Below are 16217 nucleotides of genomic sequence, written 5' to 3'. Positions count from 1 at the left end.
CTCCTTCAACCGAACTTGAACAGGATCCCGTGGCCGCCCCGCGGGTACTCCCATTCGATGTTCTGATGTTCGCTGCACAGGATCCGGCAGCTCCCGCACTCGAGGCAGCCGTCGGTGATCAGCGTCACCGCGCCGTTGCCTTCGGCCTTGTAGCACGACGCCGGGCAGACGAACGTGCAGCTCTTCTGCCTGCAGTCGTTCAGGCAGACGTCCGTGCTCTTGATGCGGATGTGCGGCCGGCCCGCGTCGACGCGGTAGCGGTTCTGAAACAGCTTTTCCTCGACGTTGACTGTCACGGTGCTCATCGGAATGCCCTCCAGATTTTGAACGCGTCGCCGACCAGGCCGGCGAACGAACGGCTCTTGCGGAAGCTCGACACGATCGCGCGCTCCTTGGTCTTCTTGTCGACGCCGTCGACGGTGATCATCGTGCGCGCGGCGTTCGCGACCAGATCCGGATAGGTCGTGAAGAATTGCGGATTGCGGTGCAGCGTGTCCGGCATGTCGCGGTACTTGTACAGATCCTTCATCACGAAGCTGTCGTCGAGCTTCGCCTTGTACGCCTTCAGCTCGCCCGCGCGATAGCCGCGGCCGGCCGCCTTCGCCGCGATCACCGTCTCGGCCGCGAGGCGCCCGGTCGTCATCGCGAGGTTCGAGCCTTCGCGGTGCGCGGCGTTGACGAAGCCGCCCGAGTCGCCGACGATCATCCAGCCGTTGCCGTACACGCGCGGCACCGCGTGGAAGCCGCCTTCCGGGATCAGGTGCGCGCAGTACTCCTTCATCTCGCCGCCCTCGATCAGCGGCGCGATCGCCGGATGGCGCTTCATCTGCTCGATCAGCACGTACGGGCTCGTGCGGTTCGCGTTCTGCTTGAAATCGGACAGCATGCAGCCGACGCCGATCGTCAGCGATTCGCGGTTCGTGTACAGGAAGCCCGTGCCCATCATGCCGTCGGTGATCCGGCCGACCATCTCGATCACGACGCCTTCGTCCTCGCCGATGTTGAAGCGCTGACGGATCGTCTCCTCCGGCATGAACAGGATTTCCTTGACGGCGAGCGCGACGTTGCCGGCGTCGATCTCGTCGTGGAAACCGGCCTTGCGCGCAAGCGTCGAATTCACGCCGTCGGCGAGGATCACGACGTCGGCGTACACGTCGCCCTGCTCGCGATCGCACTGCACGCCGACCACCTGGTCGCCGTCGAGGATCAGATGGTTGACGGTCGTCTCGCAGATGACCAGCGCGCCGGCCTCGCGCACCTTCGACGAGAACCACTTGTCGAACTGCGCGCGGATGATCGTGTAGCGGTTGTACGGCGGCTTGTTGTAGTCGTCGCTGCGCACGTGCGTGCCGACGAACGACGTCTCGTCGAGCATCCACAGGCGCTGCTCGATGATGTGACGCTCGAGCGGCGCGTCGTCGCGAAAGTCGGGGATGATCTCCTCGAGCGCCTTCGCGTAGAGGATCGCGCCTTGCACGTTCTTGCTGCCCGGATACTCGCCGCGCTCGATCTGCAGCACCTTGAGGCCGGCCTTCGCCATCGTGTAGGCCGCGGCATTGCCCGACGGCCCCGCGCCGACGACGATCGCGTCGAATTGCGACGGTTTTTTCATCTCGCTGCTCCTTATGCGACCTGCTTGCCGCGAACCGACAGGTGTTCCGCGAACGCTTGCGTGAGCGCGGGCAGCACCTGCATCGCATTGCCGACGATGCCGAAGTGCGCGAAGTCGAAGATCGGCGCGTTCGGGTCGGTGTTGATCGCGACGATCACGTCCGCGCTCTCCATCCCCACGCGATGCTGGATCGCACCGGAAATGCCGGCCGCGATGTAGAGCTTCGGCCGCACGGTCTTGCCGGTTTGTCCGACCTGCCGGTCGGCCTCGACCCAGCCGGCCTGCACGCACGGGCGCGTCGCGCCCACCTCGCCGCCGAGCACGCGCGCGAGCTCGAACACGAGGCGGAAGTTCTCCGGATTCTTCAGCCCCTTGCCGCCGCTCACGATCACGTCGGCATAGGGCAGGTTGATGCGGTTGCTGTTCGCGTCGGCGATGAAGTCGAGCAGCTTCGTGACGATGTCGGTCTCGACCATGCCGAACGTTTCCTGCACGATCTCGCCGCCGCGGCCGGGCTCGGCGCGCGGCATCGCCATCACGCGCGGGCGCACGGTCGCCATCTGCGGCCGGTACGCGAGCGTCATGATCGTGCACAGCAGCGAGCCGCCGAAGGTCGGCCGCGTCGCGGCCAGCGCACGCGTGGCCGGATCGATGTTGAGCGCGGTGCAGTCCGCGGTCAGTCCGGTCAACAGCGTGGTCGCAACCGAGCCGGCGAGGTCGCGGCCCATCGACGTCGCGCCGAGCAGCAGGATTTCGGGCTGGTAGCGATTGACGAGCTCGGTGAGCGCCTTCGTGAACGGCTCGTTCCGGTAGCCGTGCAGCACCGGCGCGTGAATCACGTAGGCCTTGTCGGCGCCGTAGCCGAACGCGTCGGCGGCGAACGCCTCGAGCGCTTCGTCGGGGCCGCCGAGCAGCACGACGGACACGTCGCTGCCGAGCTTGTCGGCGAGCTTGCGCGCCTCGCCGACGAGTTCCCACGACACGCCGTGCACGTGGCCGCGGTCGTGCTCGACGAACACCCAGACGCCCTTGTACGCCTTCAGGTGCTCGGGCAGCTCCAGATTGCGGCCGCCGGCCTTCCTGACGGGCGCGGCGGGCGGGTTGGCGGCGGTCGTCATGTCGACTCCTTCATCAGCAGGTCGGTTTCGAGCGTCGGATGACGCGTGAAGATCTTCTGCAGCAAGGTCAGCGACACGTCGCGCAGCGTCGACGTGTCGAGTTCGAGCAGGTCGGCCTTCTCGCTGCGCGGGGTCGGGCCGAACACCTTGCTGACGACGGTCGGCGATCCCTTCAGGCCGATCTTCGTCACGTCCTCGATGCCGGCGTCCTCCTTGTTCCATCTGCGCACCGGGAAACCGGCCGCGTGGATCATCGCGGGCATCGTCGCGAAGCGCAGCTCGTTGGTGTTCTCGAGCATCGTGACGAGACACGGCAGCGCGGTCTTCAGCACCTGCACGCCGCCTTCCGCGCGACGCTCGACGACGATCGTGCGCGCCTCGGGATCGATCTCGACGATGCGCGACACGTAGGTCAGCAACTGCATCCCGAGCCGCTTCGCGATGCCGGGGCCGACCTGGGCGGTGTCGCCGTCGATCGTCTGCTTGCCGGTGAACACGATGTCGACCGCCTGTTCGCGCGCGATCTGGCGAATGCCGGCCGCGAGCGCATAGGAGGTCGCGAGCGTGTCGGCGCCCGCGAACGCGCGGTCGGTCACGAGGATCGCGTCGTCGGCGCCGTAGCTCACGCATTTGCGCAGCGCGTCCTCGGCCTGCGGCGGCCCCATGCAGAGGGCGGTGACCATGCCGCCGAAGCGGTCCTTCAGCCGCAGTGCCTCTTCGAGCGAGAACAGGTCGTACGGATTGGGGATCGCGGGCACGCCCTGCCGCATGATCGTGTTGGTGACCGGATGAACCCGGATCTGCGCCGAATCCGGAACCTGCTTGATGCAGACGACGATGTGCATGGTGGGTTTCTCCGTCATGCGGTGCCGCGCGCCGGCAGCGACGCGCGGAGAGTGTCGACGGACACGTGCTGGCGGCCGTCGACGTCCTGGAATACCTTGAAGACCTTTTCCTCGGCGGGCGTCGACGCGACGAAGTCGCGGTAGGCCCGTGCGAGCTGGTCGCGGTAGGCGGCGAACAGCGCGGCTTCGGTGTCCTGCGGGATCGACGCCTGCTGCCGGATGTACTGGAAGAAGCGCTTGAGGATGTGCAGACGGCAGACGTCGACCACCTTCTGGTCGAACGGCACGCCAAAGAACTGCAGGAAGTCCTCCGCGGAGGACAGGTGTTTCAATCGTTCGGCGAGGGGCGTCATGGCGAATCACTCCGGACGGCGGGACGGGGATGGCGCGTGCACGGCGTCCATGCAGCCGTCGCCGCAGCATGGTTCGCCGGGTGCGCCGGGACGCGGCGGCAGCGGGCCGCCTGGGCTGGACTGCTCGAGCCGGGCGACGCGATCGAGCAGGCACGCGAGCGCCTTGCCGACCGGGTCGGGAATCAGGTGATGGTTCAGGTCGTAGCCGTGCGCGGTGCGCCGGTCGCGCGGCGCGACGACGCGCGCCGGAATCCCGACGACGGTCGCGTGGTCCGGCACCGCGTCGATCACGACCGAGTTCGCCGCGATCCGCGCGCCATCGCCGACCGCGATCGGGCCGAGGATCGTCGCGCCCGCGCCGACGATCACGCGCTCGCCGAGCGTCGGATGGCGCTTGCCCGCGTGCAGGCTGGTGCCGCCGAGCGTGACGCCGTGATAGAGCGTGCAGTCGGCGCCGATCTCGGCCGTCTCGCCGATCACGACGCCCGAGCCGTGATCGATGAACAGGCGCGGGCCGATCGTCGCGCCGGGATGGATGTCGACCTGCGTGACCATGCGCGCGACGAACGACAGCACGCGCGGCAGGTAGCGCCAGCCGCGCCGCCACAGCGCATGCGCGACGCGGTGCGCGGCGAGCGCGTGCAGCCCCGGATAGATGGTCCAGACCTCGAGCCGGCTGCGCGCGGCCGGATCGCGCTCGAGCACGCAGCGTGCGTCGCCGCGCAGCAAGGCCCACCATGAGCGGCCGGCGGCGCGCTCGGCCGCCGCCGCCGCCGCGGATGCGGTGCGCGGCACGGCGCTCATGACCATTCCTCGATGAGTTCGCGCGTCTCGACCAGGAACCGGTACAGATCGGCCGCGTTCGGCGCCTGCTTCGTCTGGGTCGCATGCTGACGGATGCGCGCGAGCAGCAGCGGCACGAGCTGGTCGGCGACCGGCAGCCCGAGCGCCTCGTACGCATGGCGCACGCCGTGCGAGCCGGAATGCTTGCCGAGCACGAGCGAGCGCGCGCGGCCGAGCTCGGCCGGATCGAAGCTCTCGTAGGTCGTCGGATTCTTCGCGAGGCCGTCGGTGTGGATGCCCGACTCGTGCGTGAACACGCCGCCGCCGACGATGCTCTTGTTGAGCGCGACCTGCCGCCCGGACGCATGCTCGACGAGCCGCGAAATGCCGACGAGCGCGGTGGTGTCGACGCCGGTGTCGCGGCCGAGCAGATGGCGCGAGCACATCACGACCTCCTCGAGCGCCGCGTTGCCCGCGCGCTCGCCGAGGCCGTTGACCGTCGTGTTCGCATGCGTCGCGCCAGCCCGCAGCGCCGCGAGCGTGTTGGCGGTGGCGAGCCCGAGATCGTTGTGCGCGTGCATCTCGATCTCGATGTCGACGGCGTCGCGCAGGCGCGCGACGGCTTCGTAGGTCGAGAACGGATCGAGCACGCCGAGCGTGTCGGCGAAGCGGATGCGCTGCGCGCCGCATTGCTGCGCGAGACGCGCGACGTCGGCGAGGAACGCCGGGTCCGCGCGCGACGCGTCCTCGGCGCCGAGCGAGATCTTCAGGTCGCTGCGCACGGCTTCGCAGATCACGCGCTTGATCTGCGCGAACACCCAGGCGCGCGGCTGGCGCAGCTTGTATTGCAGATGGATGTCCGACACCGGCACCGACAGGTGAATGATGTCGGGCCGGCTGCGCAGCGCCGCGGCGAGGTCGCCCGGCGTCAGGCGTCCCCATACCATGACGCTCGCGTCGAGATTCAGGTCGACGATCGAGCGGATGTCCGCAATCTCGTCGGCGCCCATCGACGGGATGCCGATTTCGAGTTCGGGCACGCCGGCGTTCGACAACGCGGTCGCGATCGCGCATTTCTCCTCGACGGTGAACGCGACGCCGGCGGTCTGTTCGCCGTCGCGCAGTGTCGTGTCGTTGATGATCGGAATGGACATGGTTGCGATTCCAGAGGGCGTTGCGATACGTATTTGCAAAGGTCGTGCCAATTGCGCATGGGGGCGCGAGAGGCCGTCGCGACGCGGGTTTGCGCGAATCGCGCAGCGTGCGGATGGCGGCTTGCCGCCGACGCGTGTCGCGAATGTGCTGTTTCGGACAGCGGTGCGTCGGCTGGATGTCGGGTCGTTGGCGCGCGGTGCGCGCGACGTTGCGCGTGCAACGTGTCGCGCAGGAGGACGTACGGGCGGGATGAGCGGCAGGCGCGTGACGGAGAGACGAACGGCGGCCCGAGGACGGCCCGCGCGCTCAGCGTTCGCGTGCGAGATTGCGCGTGTGGCGCGGGAGTTCGATCGTCAGGTCGTCGTTGCCGAGGCTCACGCAGCACGCGAGCCGCGACTGCGCGTCGAGCCCCCACGCGCGATCGAGCTGGTCGTTCTCTTCGTCGTCCGGCGGCGGGAGCGACGCGCCGCCTTCTCGCACGTACACATGGCAGGTCGCGCACGCGGCGACCATCTCGCATGCGTGCTCGAGCGCGATGCCGCTGGCGAGCAGGCTCTCGCACAACGACGTGCCGCGCGGCGCATCGAATGCATGGCCGTTGGGACACAGCGCAGGATGGGGCAGAACCCGGACGCAGGGCATACGCGCTCCTCGGTATCCGTTACGCGAGGCTATCGAGCGCGCGCCCGGCGAGCGCGCTGCGGATCGACGCATCCATCCGGCGCGCGGCGAACTGCTCGGTGGCGCGGGACAGCGCGTCGGCGGCCTCGCGCAGCGCGTCGAGCGGCGCGGCCGTGCCGAGCGCATCGGCGACGCGGAACAGCGCCTGCCGGACCGCCGCGAGTTCGTCGGCCGACAGCAGCGATGCATGCTCCGTCAGCGCGGCTTCGGTCGCGTCGAGCATCCTGCGCGCATCGACCTGCGCTTCGCGCCACGCGCGCAGCTGCATGTCCGCCACGGACGTGTCGATCGCATCGCGCAGCATCGACGCGACCTGGTCGTCGCTCAGGCCGTAAGACGGCTTCACTTCGACGTGCGCATCGACGCCGCTGCGCTGCTCGCGCGCGGTGACGGCCAGCAGCCCGTCGGCGTCGATCTGGAACGTGACGCGGATGCGCGCGGCGCCGGCCACCGCGGGCGGAATCCCGCGCAGCGTGAAACGCGCGAGCGAGCGGCAGTCGCCCACCGATTCGCGCTCGCCCTGCACGACGTGAATCGACATCGCGGTCTGGCCGTCCTTGAACGTCGTGAATTCCTGCGCGCGTGCGACCGGAATCGTCGAGTTGCGCGGAATGATCTTCTCGACGAGGCCGCCCATCGTCTCGATGCCGAGCGACAGCGGGCACACGTCGAGCAGCAGCCACGCGTCGCTGCCGGCGTTGCCGGCGAGGATGTCGGCCTGTTTCGCGGCGCCGAGCGCGACCACCTGATCGGGATCGATGTCGGCCAGCGGCTCGCGGCCGAACAGGCTGCGCACCGCGTCGCGCACGACCGGCATCCGCGTCGATCCGCCGACGAGGATCACGCCGTCCAGCTCGCCGATCGCCAGCTGCGCGTCGCGCAGCGCGCGTTTGGTCGCCGCCAGCGTGCGCGCGACGAGCGCTTCCGCGAGCCCCGCGAACGCCGCGCGCGACAGCGTTTGCCGCAGCTCGACGCCGTTCGACAGCCGGATCGCGAGATCGGCGCTCGCCGCGTGCGACAGCGTTTCCTTCGCCGCGCGCGCGGCGCTCAGCATCGCGCGCTGGTCGCCGGGCGCGTGCGAGGCGAGCGTGTCGACGCCGTGCGCGCGGCACAGCCAAGCCGCGATCGCGTGATCGAAATCGTCGCCGCCGAGCGCCGAGTCGCCGCCCGTCGCGAGCACTTCGAACACGCCGTTCGCGAGCTTCAGCACCGACACGTCGAAGGTGCCGCCGCCGAGATCGTAGACGACGTACGCGCCTTGCGCGCCGCGGTCGAGGCCGTAAGCGACCGCGGCGGCCGTCGGCTCGTTCAGCAGGCGCAGCACGGTCAGGCCGGCGAGCCGCGCGGCGTCCTTGGTCGCTTGCCGCTGCGCGTCGTCGAAATACGCGGGCACCGTGATGACGACGCCGGCCAGCTCGCCGCCGAGCGCCGTCTCGGCGCGCACGCGCAGCGCGCGCAGGATCTCGGCCGACACCTCGACGGGCGTGCGAACGCCGCCGGCCGTGTCGAGCGCGACCATGCCAGGCCGTTCGACGAACCGGTACGGCAGGGCGTCGGCGCCCGCGACATCCGCGAGGCCGCGGCCCATCAGGCGCTTCACCGACACGATCGTGTTCTGCGGATCGTCGACCTGACGCAGCTGCGCGAGCCGGCCGATCTCGGTTGCGCCGGACGGCAGATAGCGCACGATCGACGGCAGCAGCGCGTGGCCGTCCGCATCCGGCAGCACGCGCGCGAGCGCGCTCTGCACGGTCGCGACGAGCGAGTTGGTCGTGCCGAGGTCGATGCCGGCGGCGAGCCGGTGCTGATGCGGTGCGGCGGCGCGCCCGGGTTCGGCGATCTGTAGCAGGGCCATGACGGGTCTCCGTGCGGTCGGTGCGAATGTCGCGTGCGGGCGTGCTCAGACGGCGAAGCTCTCGCCGCAGCCGCAGTTCGCGGTCGCGTTCGGGTTGTGGAACTTGAAGCCTTCGTTCAGGCCCTCGCGGACGAAGTCGAGCTCGGTGCCGTCGAGCATCGGCAGGCTGCGCGGGTCGACGACGACGGTCACGCCGTGCGTCGCGAAGCACAGATCGTCGTCGTTCGGCGCGTCGACGAATTCGAGCGCGTAGGCGAAGCCGGAGCAGCCGCTCGTCTTGACCGCGACGCGCAGGCCGAGCCCGGCGCCGCGCTTTTGCAGCGCCTTCTCGATGTGGCGCGCGGCCGCTGGAGTGACGGAGATGGCCATCGCGCGCTCACACGGAAAAGGAACTGCCGCAGCCGCACGTGCTCTGCGCGTTCGGGTTCTGGATCACGAAGCGCGAGCCTTCGAGCCCGTCCTCGTAGTCGACGCGGGCGCCCGCGAGGTATTGCCGGCTCATCGCGTCGATCAGCAGCGTGACGCCGTCGGTGACGACTTGCAGGTCGTCATCGGCGACCTGGTCGTCGAACGCGAAACCGTATTGAAAGCCCGAGCAGCCGCCGCCCGACACGTAGAGCCGCAGTTTCAGCTGCGGGTTGCCTTCCGCGTCGATCAGCGCCGCGACTTTCGCGGCCGCGTTGGGCGTGAAGTCCAGAAAGGCCGGCAGCGGGACGGGCGCGGCGTCGGCGGACGGTTGCAGGAGTTCCATGGGGCGATCCTCGAAGGAGTGAAGCGTTCAGTTCGGCGTGGACGTGCAGACCGGCTGCTCGGCGAGCGTCTCGCCACCCGCGCCCGGATGCCGCGAGCGGAAATCGGCGACGGCGGCCTTGATCGCGTCCTCGGCGAGAATCGAGCAGTGAATCTTCACGGGCGGCAGCGCGAGTTCTTCGGCGATGTCGGTGTTCTTGATCGCGAGCGCTTCGTCGAGCGTGCGGCCGCGCACCCATTCGGTGACGAGCGAACTCGACGCGATCGCGGAGCCGCAGCCGTAGGTCTTGAATCTCGCGTCCTCGATCACGCCGTCGGCATTCACGCGGATCTGCAGCCGCATCACGTCGCCGCATGCGGGCGCGCCGACCATGCCGGTGCCGACGTCGTCGGCGCCGGCGTCGAACGAGCCGACGTTGCGCGGGTTTTCGTAGTGGTCGAGGACCTTGTCGCTATAGGCCATTGCATGCTCCGCGTGGAGGGATGACGACGGTGGGTTGACGACCGCCGGATTTGCAACATCCATGCCACGCTTTTTTTTCGCTTGATATCGTGGATGTCGAGCTGCGCATTGTCGAGTTTGTCGCGCGCACCCGGCGAACGGCGCGCGACCTTGTCGCCTTTGTCTGGTCTTTTCTCGCCTGTGTCGGCTTTGTCGTCGCGGGCAGGCGCCGCGATCCCGCGGCACGAGATGGGCGCAGATATTGCTTCGCCATTACGTCGCGCCGGAGTGCTGCACGCGCGGGCGAGCCATCGCAGGAGCGAAAGCCATGCCGAATTCCCATGCAAGCGAGCATCGCCGTGATCTCGACGTGGTCTATGAAGTGGGCAAGACGCTGATATCGTCGCTCGACGTCTCGCAGACCTTCCTCACGTCGCTGCGTTACCTGTCGTACACGCTGGGCTGGCGCTCGGCGTTCGTCGTCGTCGTCGAGCCGGACGGCTACCTGCGCGGCCTGTGCTGCACCGGCCTCGCCGACGACTGGCGCCAGCGCGTGCGCTTCCTGCCCGGCGAGGGCATCGTCGGACGCATCTTCACGAGCGGCTCGCCGGTGATCGTGCCGGAAGTGCGCGACGAGCCGCTGTTCCTCGATCGCACGGGCGGCGCGGGCGAGCCCGACGACGGCTCGGTCGCGATGCTCGGCATGCCGATCCGCCACGAGCAGCGCACGCTGGGCGTGCTGGTCGCGTTTTGTTCGAACCCCGATCGCAACCGCGTGTTCGCGAACGACCTGTATCTGATGAAGATCGTCGCGACGCTGATGGGGCAGGCGATGCTGCTACATCGCAGCGTCAGCTGCGCGCACGACCGCCTGCAGGACGAGGTGCGGCGCATGCAGAAGGCGATCCGGCCGGTGCAGCAGCTCGATCAGGTGGTCGGCGTGTCGGCGCCGATGCAGCAGGTGTTCTCGCAGGTCCATCAGGTCGCGCCGGCTCGCACGACGGTGCTGCTGCGCGGCGAGAGCGGCACCGGCAAGGAGGTGATCGCGCGCGCGATCCACCGGCTGTCGCCGCGCAACGACCACGCGTTCATCTCGGTGAACTGCGCGGCGCTGACCGAGACGCTGCTCGAAAGCGAGCTGTTCGGGCACGAGAAGGGCGCGTTCACCGGTGCGCAGGGATTGCGCAAGGGGCGTTTCGAACTGGCGCATGGCGGCACGCTGTTCCTCGACGAGATCGGCGACATCTCGCCGTCGTTCCAGGCGAAGCTGCTGCGCGTGCTGCAGGAGCGCGAGTTCGAGCGGGTCGGCGGCGCGGCGCCGGTGAAAGTCGATGTGAGATTGATTCTCGCCACCAATCGCAATCTCGAGCGGATGGTGAAGGAAGGCGAGTTCCGCGCCGATCTCTACTACCGGATCAACGTCGTCAGCATCCAGTTGCCGCCGCTGCGCGAGCGGCGCGACGACATCCCGGCGATGGCCCAGCATTTTCTCGATCGCTTCAACCGCGACAACGGCCGCGCGCTGCGCTTCAGCGAGGACGCGATGCGCGTGCTGACGAGCTGCTACTGGCCCGGCAACGTGCGCGAGCTCGAGAACTGCGTCGAGCGTACCGCGACGATGACGCATCACGACACGATCGATCGCCTCGCGTTCCTGTGCCAGGAGGACCGCTGCCTGACGAAGGTGCTGCATCACATCGAGCGCGAGGACGCGGTGCGTCCCGCGCGGCTGCTCGACATTCCGATCTGCGAGGTGCCCGCGCCTGGCGCGGGCGATCACCGCGGCTTGCCGCGCGACGGCGGCTTCGCGGACGACCCGTTCGACGATGCGTTCCACGACCACGACCACGAGCACGAGCACGACCACGACGACGCGTTCGCGATCAACGGCGACGACGAAGGCAAGCCGGAAGGCGAGCGCGAGCGGCTGATCTGGGCGATGGAGCGCTGCGGCTGGGTGCAGGCGAAGGCCGCGCGCCTGTTGAAGATCACGCCGCGACAGATCGGCTACGCGCTGCACAAGTACGGCATCGAGGTGAGGCGGTTCTGACCGGCGCCGCCATGCCGCGCGTGCGCTGAGCTGCGCGCGCGGCGCCTGACTGCGCGCTTGCGCCGCCGCATGCGCGCACGCCGCTTCCGCTTCCGCTTTTCTTCCCGACCGACCTCACGCGCACGCCCGCGGTCCCGTCCCGCTGCAGCCGCCGACGCATCGGCGCGCTTCCCTCTGCCGCTTCCCGATTGTGTCGTTTGTCGCAACCGCGACAGCGGCGGCCGCCGTTCTCGTCGCGGAACACGCGCCGGCCCGACAAACCGGACATCGGATCCGCCGCTCAGGCGCGCCGCTGCGTGCGTCGCGGCGTGGCACGGTTCTGGCTTTTAACGTCGCACGTCGTCCCCGTCGAATTCCAGGAGAAGTCCATGCACAGCGCACAGAACGTCGGCATGCCCCCCGCGTCGGCCTATATCGGCATCGGCGAGATCAAACCGCTCGGTATGCCAGCGGACGTCCCGGCAGCGGGCGGCGGTTGCGGCACGCAGGGCGGCGACGGCAAGGCGAGCTGCGGCTCGTCGGGCGGCCCCGACGACATGCCGGCCGAGATCTGGGAGAAGGTCAAGAACCACCCGTGCTACTCGGAAGAGGCGCATCACCACTACGCGCGGATGCACGTCGCCGTCGCGCCCGCCTGCAACATCCAGTGCAACTACTGCAACCGCAAATACGACTGCTCGAACGAGTCGCGCCCCGGCGTCGTGTCGCAGAAGCTCACGCCCGAGCAGGCGGTCAAGAAGGTCGTCGCGGTCGCGAGCGAGATTCCGCAGATGACGGTGCTCGGCATCGCCGGCCCCGGCGATTCGCTCGCGAACCCGCAGAAGACCTTCGACACGTTCCGGATGCTCCAGGAGCAGGCGCCCGACATCAAGCTGTGCCTGTCGACCAACGGCCTCGCGCTGCCTGCGCTGGTCGACGAGATCTGCCGCTACAACATCGACCACGTGACGATCACGATCAACATGGTCGACCCGGCCGTCGGCGCGAAGATCTATCCGTGGATCTTCTGGGATCACCGGCGCGTGACCGGCTACGAGGCCGCGCAGATCCTCCACGAGCAGCAGATGAAGGGGCTCGAGATGCTCACCGCGCGCGGCGTGCTGACCAAGATCAACTCGGTGCTGATCCCCGGCGTCAACGACGAGCACCTGATCGAGGTCAACCGCGAGGTGAAGAAACGCGGCGCCTTCCTGCACAACATCATGCCGCTGATCTCCGAGCCCGAGCACGGCACCTATTTCGGCCTGAACGGCCAGCGCGGACCGAGCGCGCAGGAACTGAAGGCCGTGCAGGACGCGTGCATGGGCGGCGCGAACCTGATGCGGCACTGCCGGCAATGCCGCGCGGACGCGGTCGGCCTGCTCGGCGAGGACCGCAGCGACGAGTTCACGCTCGACCGGATCGAGGAGATGGAAGTGGTCTACGACCTCGATCGCCGCCGGGCCTATCAGGACCGCGTCGAGGCCGAACGCAGCGCGCAGCATGCGTCGAAGCAGGAGGCGCTCGCGGCGTTGATGGCGAGCGACGTCGCCACGGATCTCAAGGTGCTGGTCGCCGTCGCGACGAAGGGCGGCGGGCGCGTCAACGAGCACTTCGGCCACGTGAGCGAATTCCAGATTTTCGAGGTGTCCGCGTCGGAAGCGCTGTTCGTCGGCCATCGCCGCGTCGACCTCTACTGCCAGGGCGGGTTCGGCGACGACGAGCAATTGCCGTCCGTCGTGCGCGCGATCAACGACTGCCACGCGGTGCTGGTCGCGAAGATCGGCGCGTGCCCGCGCGACGAGCTGGCGCAGGCCGGCATCGAGCCGGTCGAGCGCTTCTCCGGCGAGTTCATCGAGAAGGCCGCGCTCGCATGGTTCGACGATTACCGCAGCCGCGTCGCGTCCGGCGCGGTCGTGCATGCGGATCGCGGCGACGCGGCGATCCGGCAGGGCGCGTACACCGGCAGCGCGGCGGCGTAACGCGCGCGTCATCAGGATCTCACCCACAACAGGAGCGTCACCATGTCCCTGAAGATCATCGCTTCGACCTGCACCGGCTGCTCGGCGTGCGAACCGGAGTGCCCGAACGTCGCGATCGGCGAAAAAGGCGGCGTATTCGCGATCGATCCCAAGAAGTGCACCGAATGCGAAGGGCACTTCGACAGCCCGCAATGCGTCGCGGTGTGCCCGGTCGACGGCTGCATCGTGCCGGCGTGAGCCGCGTGCCGACCGCCGTCCACGCGTTCAATGCGTTCAACGACAAGGAGTGAATCGCGATCATGCTGCCGAATGTCACCATCACCGCCGCGGCGGACAAGTTCATGCGCCGTATCGTGCGTTTCTCGGGCTTGCCGGCCGGCGCGGGCTTCCGGCTCGTCGTCAGCGCGGGCGGCTGTTCGGGCTATAACGCGGCGTTCAGCGCCGAGGCCGCGCCGCAGGCGGGCGAGGCGGTGCTCGACGCCGACGGCCTGCGCGTGTTCCTGCCCGCGGAAAGCCGGATGCTGCTCGACGGCGTGACGATCGATTTCGTCGAAACGGCGACGCAGTCGGGCTTCACGTTCACGAACCCGAACCAGGCGCCGTGTGCGTGCAGCAGCGCCGCGCCGGCGGAGCCCGGCGTCGCGAAGATCGGCATCGACGCGATCGGCCGCGGCCGGCCGCCCGAGCTGTCGCGCGCGTCGTGACCGACGGGAGCGGACCATGTACGGCGAATCCCGCACGCTCGACGACGCACTCTCCGCGTTCGCGTGTTCGGCGCTCAGCGGTGGCCTGCCGGCGCCCGTTGCCGCATGGATCGACGCCGCCGGGCGCTTGCAGCATCGCCCGGACGACGCGCTGGCATTGCTCGAACGCGCGCGGGCGGCGCTGCCCGCGCATCCTGCGCCGCTGATCGCGTTGTACCGCTTCCATTTCTACGGCCATCGGCTCGCGCAGGCGCGTGCAGTCGGCGAGGCAGCGCTTGCGCTCGTGCGCACGGCGCTCGGCCCGCGCGTCGCCGATGCGCCGCCGACGGGCGACGCGGTGCGCTACGACGCGACGGTGCGCTTCCAGCTGTTCGTGATGAAGGGGCTCGCATACCTGAACCTGCGGCTCGGCGAGCGCGTGGCGGCGCGCTCGCTGCTCGACGAATTGCGGCGCCTCGACCCGGACGACCGGGTGGGCGGCGCACTGCTGCTGCACGTGCTGACGCGCGACGAACGCCGCGCGGACGACGATGACGACGACGCGCTGCACGCGCATCCGGCGCGCGGCTGGGCGGAGACGCCGAGATGAACCGCTCGCCACGCTCCCCACGCGCAGGGCGGTCGCCGCGCGAGCGCGCCGCCGGGCCGTCTCGCGATAGCGCGCTCGGCCGGGCGCGCAGCGTCCCGGCGCAGGCCGACGCGAACGCGCCGGCCGCGCCCGCCGGCGACATCCCGCCGCTGGATTGGCAGGGCGGCGCGCTCGACTGTGCGCGCTGCCCGTACGCGGCGCTGCGGGGCCGCGCGGGCGAAGCCGGCTGCGAGCCGGGCCGCGCCTGCATGCAGGACGCGTATGCGCGCCGGATCGACCGCTTCTTCAGTTGGCATCCGGCGCTCGCCAACGAACAGCTCGCGCACCCGTATTTCGAGGTGCGCGCGATCGCCGCGCGCTACGCGGACGTGTTCCGCCTGTCCGCGCTGATCGACGATCCGGACGAAACCGTGCGGCTGCAGGTGGCGCTGCGCCTGCCGCACGCATATCTGTCGCGGCTCGCCGGCGATCCGCACCGCGAGGTGCGGATCCGCGTCGCGCAGCGCGTCGATCCGGCCGTGCTCGCGAGCATGCGGACCGATCCCGACTACGGCGTGCGCGACTGGGTCGCGCGCCGCCTGCCGGTCGCGCTGCTGCCGTCGATGGCGCGGGACGCCGATCGCGGCGTGCGCATGCGCGTGGCCGAGCGGCTCGACATGCCGGCGCTGCTGCGGATGGTAGACGACGCCGACGCCGAGGTGCGCCGGCGCGTCGCCGCGCGGCTGCCGGCGCCGCTGCTCGGCAACCTGCTCGGCGACGCGGATTGGCGCGTGCGCTGGGAGATCGCGCGGCGCGCGCCGCCGGGCATCGTCGTGCTGCTGCTCGACGATGCGGATGACGAAGTGTGCGCGCTCGCCAGGCGCAGGCTGCGTTCGGACGATCCGTCGCAACCGCTGGAACTCGATAGTGGAGCGGACCATGGCTGACATCAACCGCGACGACGACGTGATCGAGGTCGCCCATCCGCCGCGTTTTTCGTTCGGCGAGCGGGTGGTCGCGCGCTCGGCGGTGCGCAACGACGGCACCTACAGCGGCAAGGACATCGGCGAGGTGCTCGTCAACAAGGGCGACGTCGGCTACGTGACGAGCATCAACACGTTCCTGCAGCAGTTCTATATCTACGCGGTCGACTTCGTCGACACCGGCCACCGGGTCGGGATGCGCGCGAAGGAGCTGTGCACGCTCGACAACCTGCCCGACGACGTGCTCGCGAAGCTCGGCGCGCACGCGAGCCGGCTCGGCGAGCTCGGGCGGGCCGTTGCAGCCGACGGGCCGCACGCCGCGGCGCGCGGAGAACCGGAGACGTCATCGTGAACATG

Annotated in this window: 19 protein-coding genes; 7 read left to right on the top strand and 12 right to left on the bottom strand. The window is 69.4% G+C overall.

Annotated elements, in window-relative coordinates:
* Positions 1 to 5 precede the first annotated feature (5 nt).
* The 12 genes from EX20_RS04340 to iscU form a co-directional block, all read right to left on the bottom strand.
* The gene (locus EX20_RS04340) at positions 6 to 305 is read right to left on the bottom strand and encodes a ferredoxin family protein (RefSeq protein WP_011880112.1); all 300 of its coding nucleotides are present in this window, start codon (positions 303 to 305) and stop codon (positions 6 to 8) included.
* Entirely contained in the window at positions 302 to 1612 is a 1311-nt protein-coding gene (locus EX20_RS04335) for an FAD-dependent monooxygenase (protein WP_011880113.1), read from the bottom strand. The genes EX20_RS04340 and EX20_RS04335 overlap by 4 nt, the downstream gene beginning before the upstream one ends.
* A gap of 11 nt (positions 1613 to 1623) precedes the next feature.
* Positions 1624 to 2730 (bottom strand): electron transfer flavoprotein subunit alpha/FixB family protein, encoded by a 1107-nt coding sequence (locus EX20_RS04330; protein WP_034192750.1) that lies wholly within the window; start codon positions 2728 to 2730, stop codon positions 1624 to 1626.
* The gene (locus tag EX20_RS04325) at positions 2727 to 3575 is read right to left on the bottom strand and encodes an electron transfer flavoprotein subunit beta/FixA family protein (RefSeq protein WP_014725846.1); all 849 of its coding nucleotides are present in this window, start codon (positions 3573 to 3575) and stop codon (positions 2727 to 2729) included. Before EX20_RS04325 ends, EX20_RS04330 begins: the two co-directional genes overlap by 4 nt.
* 14 nt (positions 3576 to 3589) lie before the next feature.
* Positions 3590 to 3928, bottom strand: a complete 339-nt coding sequence (gene nifW, locus EX20_RS04320; RefSeq protein ID WP_014725847.1) for a nitrogenase stabilizing/protective protein NifW — start codon at positions 3926 to 3928, stop codon at positions 3590 to 3592.
* A gap of 6 nt (positions 3929 to 3934) precedes the next feature.
* Positions 3935 to 4732 (bottom strand): serine O-acetyltransferase, encoded by a 798-nt coding sequence (gene cysE / locus EX20_RS04315; RefSeq protein ID WP_014725848.1) that lies wholly within the window; start codon positions 4730 to 4732, stop codon positions 3935 to 3937.
* Positions 4729 to 5865 (bottom strand): homocitrate synthase, encoded by a 1137-nt coding sequence (nifV, locus tag EX20_RS04310; protein ID WP_034192749.1) that lies wholly within the window; start codon positions 5863 to 5865, stop codon positions 4729 to 4731. Before nifV ends, cysE begins: the two co-directional genes overlap by 4 nt.
* A gap of 307 nt (positions 5866 to 6172) precedes the next feature.
* Positions 6173 to 6508: a 2Fe-2S iron-sulfur cluster-binding protein gene (locus tag EX20_RS04305; protein ID WP_011880119.1), complete on the bottom strand. Its 336-nt coding sequence runs from the start codon at positions 6506 to 6508 to the stop codon at positions 6173 to 6175.
* A 19-nt stretch (positions 6509 to 6527) separates the two neighbouring features.
* Positions 6528 to 8402, bottom strand: coding sequence for a Fe-S protein assembly chaperone HscA (gene hscA / locus EX20_RS04300; protein ID WP_014725851.1), 1875 nt, complete (start codon positions 8400 to 8402; stop codon positions 6528 to 6530).
* 45 nt (positions 8403 to 8447) lie between these two features.
* Positions 8448 to 8771: an iron-sulfur cluster assembly protein IscA gene (gene iscA / locus EX20_RS04295; protein WP_011880121.1), complete on the bottom strand. Its 324-nt coding sequence runs from the start codon at positions 8769 to 8771 to the stop codon at positions 8448 to 8450.
* Positions 8772 to 8778: 7 nt separating this feature from the next.
* Positions 8779 to 9153 carry an iron-sulfur cluster insertion protein ErpA gene (gene erpA, locus EX20_RS04290; RefSeq protein WP_011880122.1) on the bottom strand — a complete coding sequence of 125 codons (375 nt, stop codon included), beginning with the start codon at positions 9151 to 9153 and terminating at the stop codon, positions 8779 to 8781.
* Positions 9154 to 9180: 27 nt separating this feature from the next.
* Entirely contained in the window at positions 9181 to 9615 is a 435-nt protein-coding gene (gene iscU, locus EX20_RS04285) for a Fe-S cluster assembly scaffold IscU (protein ID WP_011880123.1), read from the bottom strand.
* A gap of 307 nt (positions 9616 to 9922) precedes the next feature.
* Between iscU and nifA the strand changes: the two genes are divergently transcribed.
* The 7 genes from nifA (at position 9923) to EX20_RS04250 (ending at position 16212) form a co-directional block, all read left to right on the top strand.
* Positions 9923 to 11644: a nif-specific transcriptional activator NifA gene (gene nifA, locus EX20_RS04280; RefSeq protein ID WP_034192748.1), complete on the top strand. Its 1722-nt coding sequence runs from the start codon at positions 9923 to 9925 to the stop codon at positions 11642 to 11644.
* Between the two features lie 368 nt (positions 11645 to 12012).
* Positions 12013 to 13605, top strand: a complete 1593-nt coding sequence (nifB, locus tag EX20_RS04275) for a nitrogenase cofactor biosynthesis protein NifB (protein WP_034192747.1) — start codon at positions 12013 to 12015, stop codon at positions 13603 to 13605.
* A 42-nt stretch (positions 13606 to 13647) separates the two neighbouring features.
* Positions 13648 to 13842: a 4Fe-4S binding protein gene (locus tag EX20_RS04270; RefSeq protein WP_011880126.1), complete on the top strand. Its 195-nt coding sequence runs from the start codon at positions 13648 to 13650 to the stop codon at positions 13840 to 13842.
* Positions 13843 to 13904: 62 nt separating this feature from the next.
* Positions 13905 to 14309, top strand: a complete 405-nt coding sequence (locus EX20_RS04265; protein ID WP_011880127.1) for a HesB/IscA family protein — start codon at positions 13905 to 13907, stop codon at positions 14307 to 14309.
* 16 nt (positions 14310 to 14325) lie between these two features.
* Positions 14326 to 14898 carry a hypothetical protein gene (locus tag EX20_RS04260; protein ID WP_034192746.1) on the top strand — a complete coding sequence of 191 codons (573 nt, stop codon included), beginning with the start codon at positions 14326 to 14328 and terminating at the stop codon, positions 14896 to 14898.
* Positions 14895 to 15824: a 4Fe4S-binding leucine-rich repeat protein gene (locus EX20_RS04255; RefSeq protein WP_034192745.1), complete on the top strand. Its 930-nt coding sequence runs from the start codon at positions 14895 to 14897 to the stop codon at positions 15822 to 15824. The genes EX20_RS04260 and EX20_RS04255 overlap by 4 nt, the downstream gene beginning before the upstream one ends.
* Positions 15817 to 16212 carry a nitrogen fixation protein NifZ gene (locus EX20_RS04250; RefSeq protein ID WP_034192744.1) on the top strand — a complete coding sequence of 132 codons (396 nt, stop codon included), beginning with the start codon at positions 15817 to 15819 and terminating at the stop codon, positions 16210 to 16212. The genes EX20_RS04255 and EX20_RS04250 overlap by 8 nt, the downstream gene beginning before the upstream one ends.
* Positions 16213 to 16217 lie beyond the last annotated feature (5 nt).

It is taken from the genome of Burkholderia sp. WP42, from assembly GCF_000745665.1.
GTDB lineage: Bacteria > Pseudomonadota > Gammaproteobacteria > Burkholderiales > Burkholderiaceae > Burkholderia > Burkholderia vietnamiensis.
Note: the sequence above shows the minus strand (reverse complement) of the source record. Positions and strands in the feature narration are given on the sequence as shown.

What these genes read in the sequence shown, in the direction of transcription:
- EX20_RS04340 (WP_011880112.1), bottom strand. Translation starts at nt 305, where the DNA reads ATGAGCACCGTGACAGTCAACGTCGAGGAAAAGCTGTTTCAGAACCGC.
- EX20_RS04335 (WP_011880113.1), bottom strand. Translation starts at nt 1,612, where the DNA reads ATGAAAAAACCGTCGCAATTCGACGCGATCGTCGTCGGCGCGGGGCCG.
- EX20_RS04330 (WP_034192750.1), bottom strand. Translation starts at nt 2,730, where the DNA reads ATGACGACCGCCGCCAACCCGCCCGCCGCGCCCGTCAGGAAGGCCGGC.
- EX20_RS04325 (WP_014725846.1), bottom strand. Translation starts at nt 3,575, where the DNA reads ATGCACATCGTCGTCTGCATCAAGCAGGTTCCGGATTCGGCGCAGATC.
- nifW (WP_014725847.1), bottom strand. Translation starts at nt 3,928, where the DNA reads ATGACGCCCCTCGCCGAACGATTGAAACACCTGTCCTCCGCGGAGGAC.
- cysE (WP_014725848.1), bottom strand. Translation starts at nt 4,732, where the DNA reads ATGAGCGCCGTGCCGCGCACCGCATCCGCGGCGGCGGCGGCGGCCGAG.
- nifV (WP_034192749.1), bottom strand. Translation starts at nt 5,865, where the DNA reads ATGTCCATTCCGATCATCAACGACACGACACTGCGCGACGGCGAACAG.
- EX20_RS04305 (WP_011880119.1), bottom strand. Translation starts at nt 6,508, where the DNA reads ATGCCCTGCGTCCGGGTTCTGCCCCATCCTGCGCTGTGTCCCAACGGC.
- hscA (WP_014725851.1), bottom strand. Translation starts at nt 8,402, where the DNA reads ATGGCCCTGCTACAGATCGCCGAACCCGGGCGCGCCGCCGCACCGCAT.
- iscA (WP_011880121.1), bottom strand. Translation starts at nt 8,771, where the DNA reads ATGGCCATCTCCGTCACTCCAGCGGCCGCGCGCCACATCGAGAAGGCG.
- erpA (WP_011880122.1), bottom strand. Translation starts at nt 9,153, where the DNA reads ATGGAACTCCTGCAACCGTCCGCCGACGCCGCGCCCGTCCCGCTGCCG.
- iscU (WP_011880123.1), bottom strand. Translation starts at nt 9,615, where the DNA reads ATGGCCTATAGCGACAAGGTCCTCGACCACTACGAAAACCCGCGCAAC.
- nifA (WP_034192748.1), top strand. Translation starts at nt 9,923, where the DNA reads ATGCCGAATTCCCATGCAAGCGAGCATCGCCGTGATCTCGACGTGGTC.
- nifB (WP_034192747.1), top strand. Translation starts at nt 12,013, where the DNA reads ATGCACAGCGCACAGAACGTCGGCATGCCCCCCGCGTCGGCCTATATC.
- EX20_RS04270 (WP_011880126.1), top strand. Translation starts at nt 13,648, where the DNA reads ATGTCCCTGAAGATCATCGCTTCGACCTGCACCGGCTGCTCGGCGTGC.
- EX20_RS04265 (WP_011880127.1), top strand. Translation starts at nt 13,905, where the DNA reads ATGCTGCCGAATGTCACCATCACCGCCGCGGCGGACAAGTTCATGCGC.
- EX20_RS04260 (WP_034192746.1), top strand. Translation starts at nt 14,326, where the DNA reads ATGTACGGCGAATCCCGCACGCTCGACGACGCACTCTCCGCGTTCGCG.
- EX20_RS04255 (WP_034192745.1), top strand. Translation starts at nt 14,895, where the DNA reads ATGAACCGCTCGCCACGCTCCCCACGCGCAGGGCGGTCGCCGCGCGAG.
- EX20_RS04250 (WP_034192744.1), top strand. Translation starts at nt 15,817, where the DNA reads ATGGCTGACATCAACCGCGACGACGACGTGATCGAGGTCGCCCATCCG.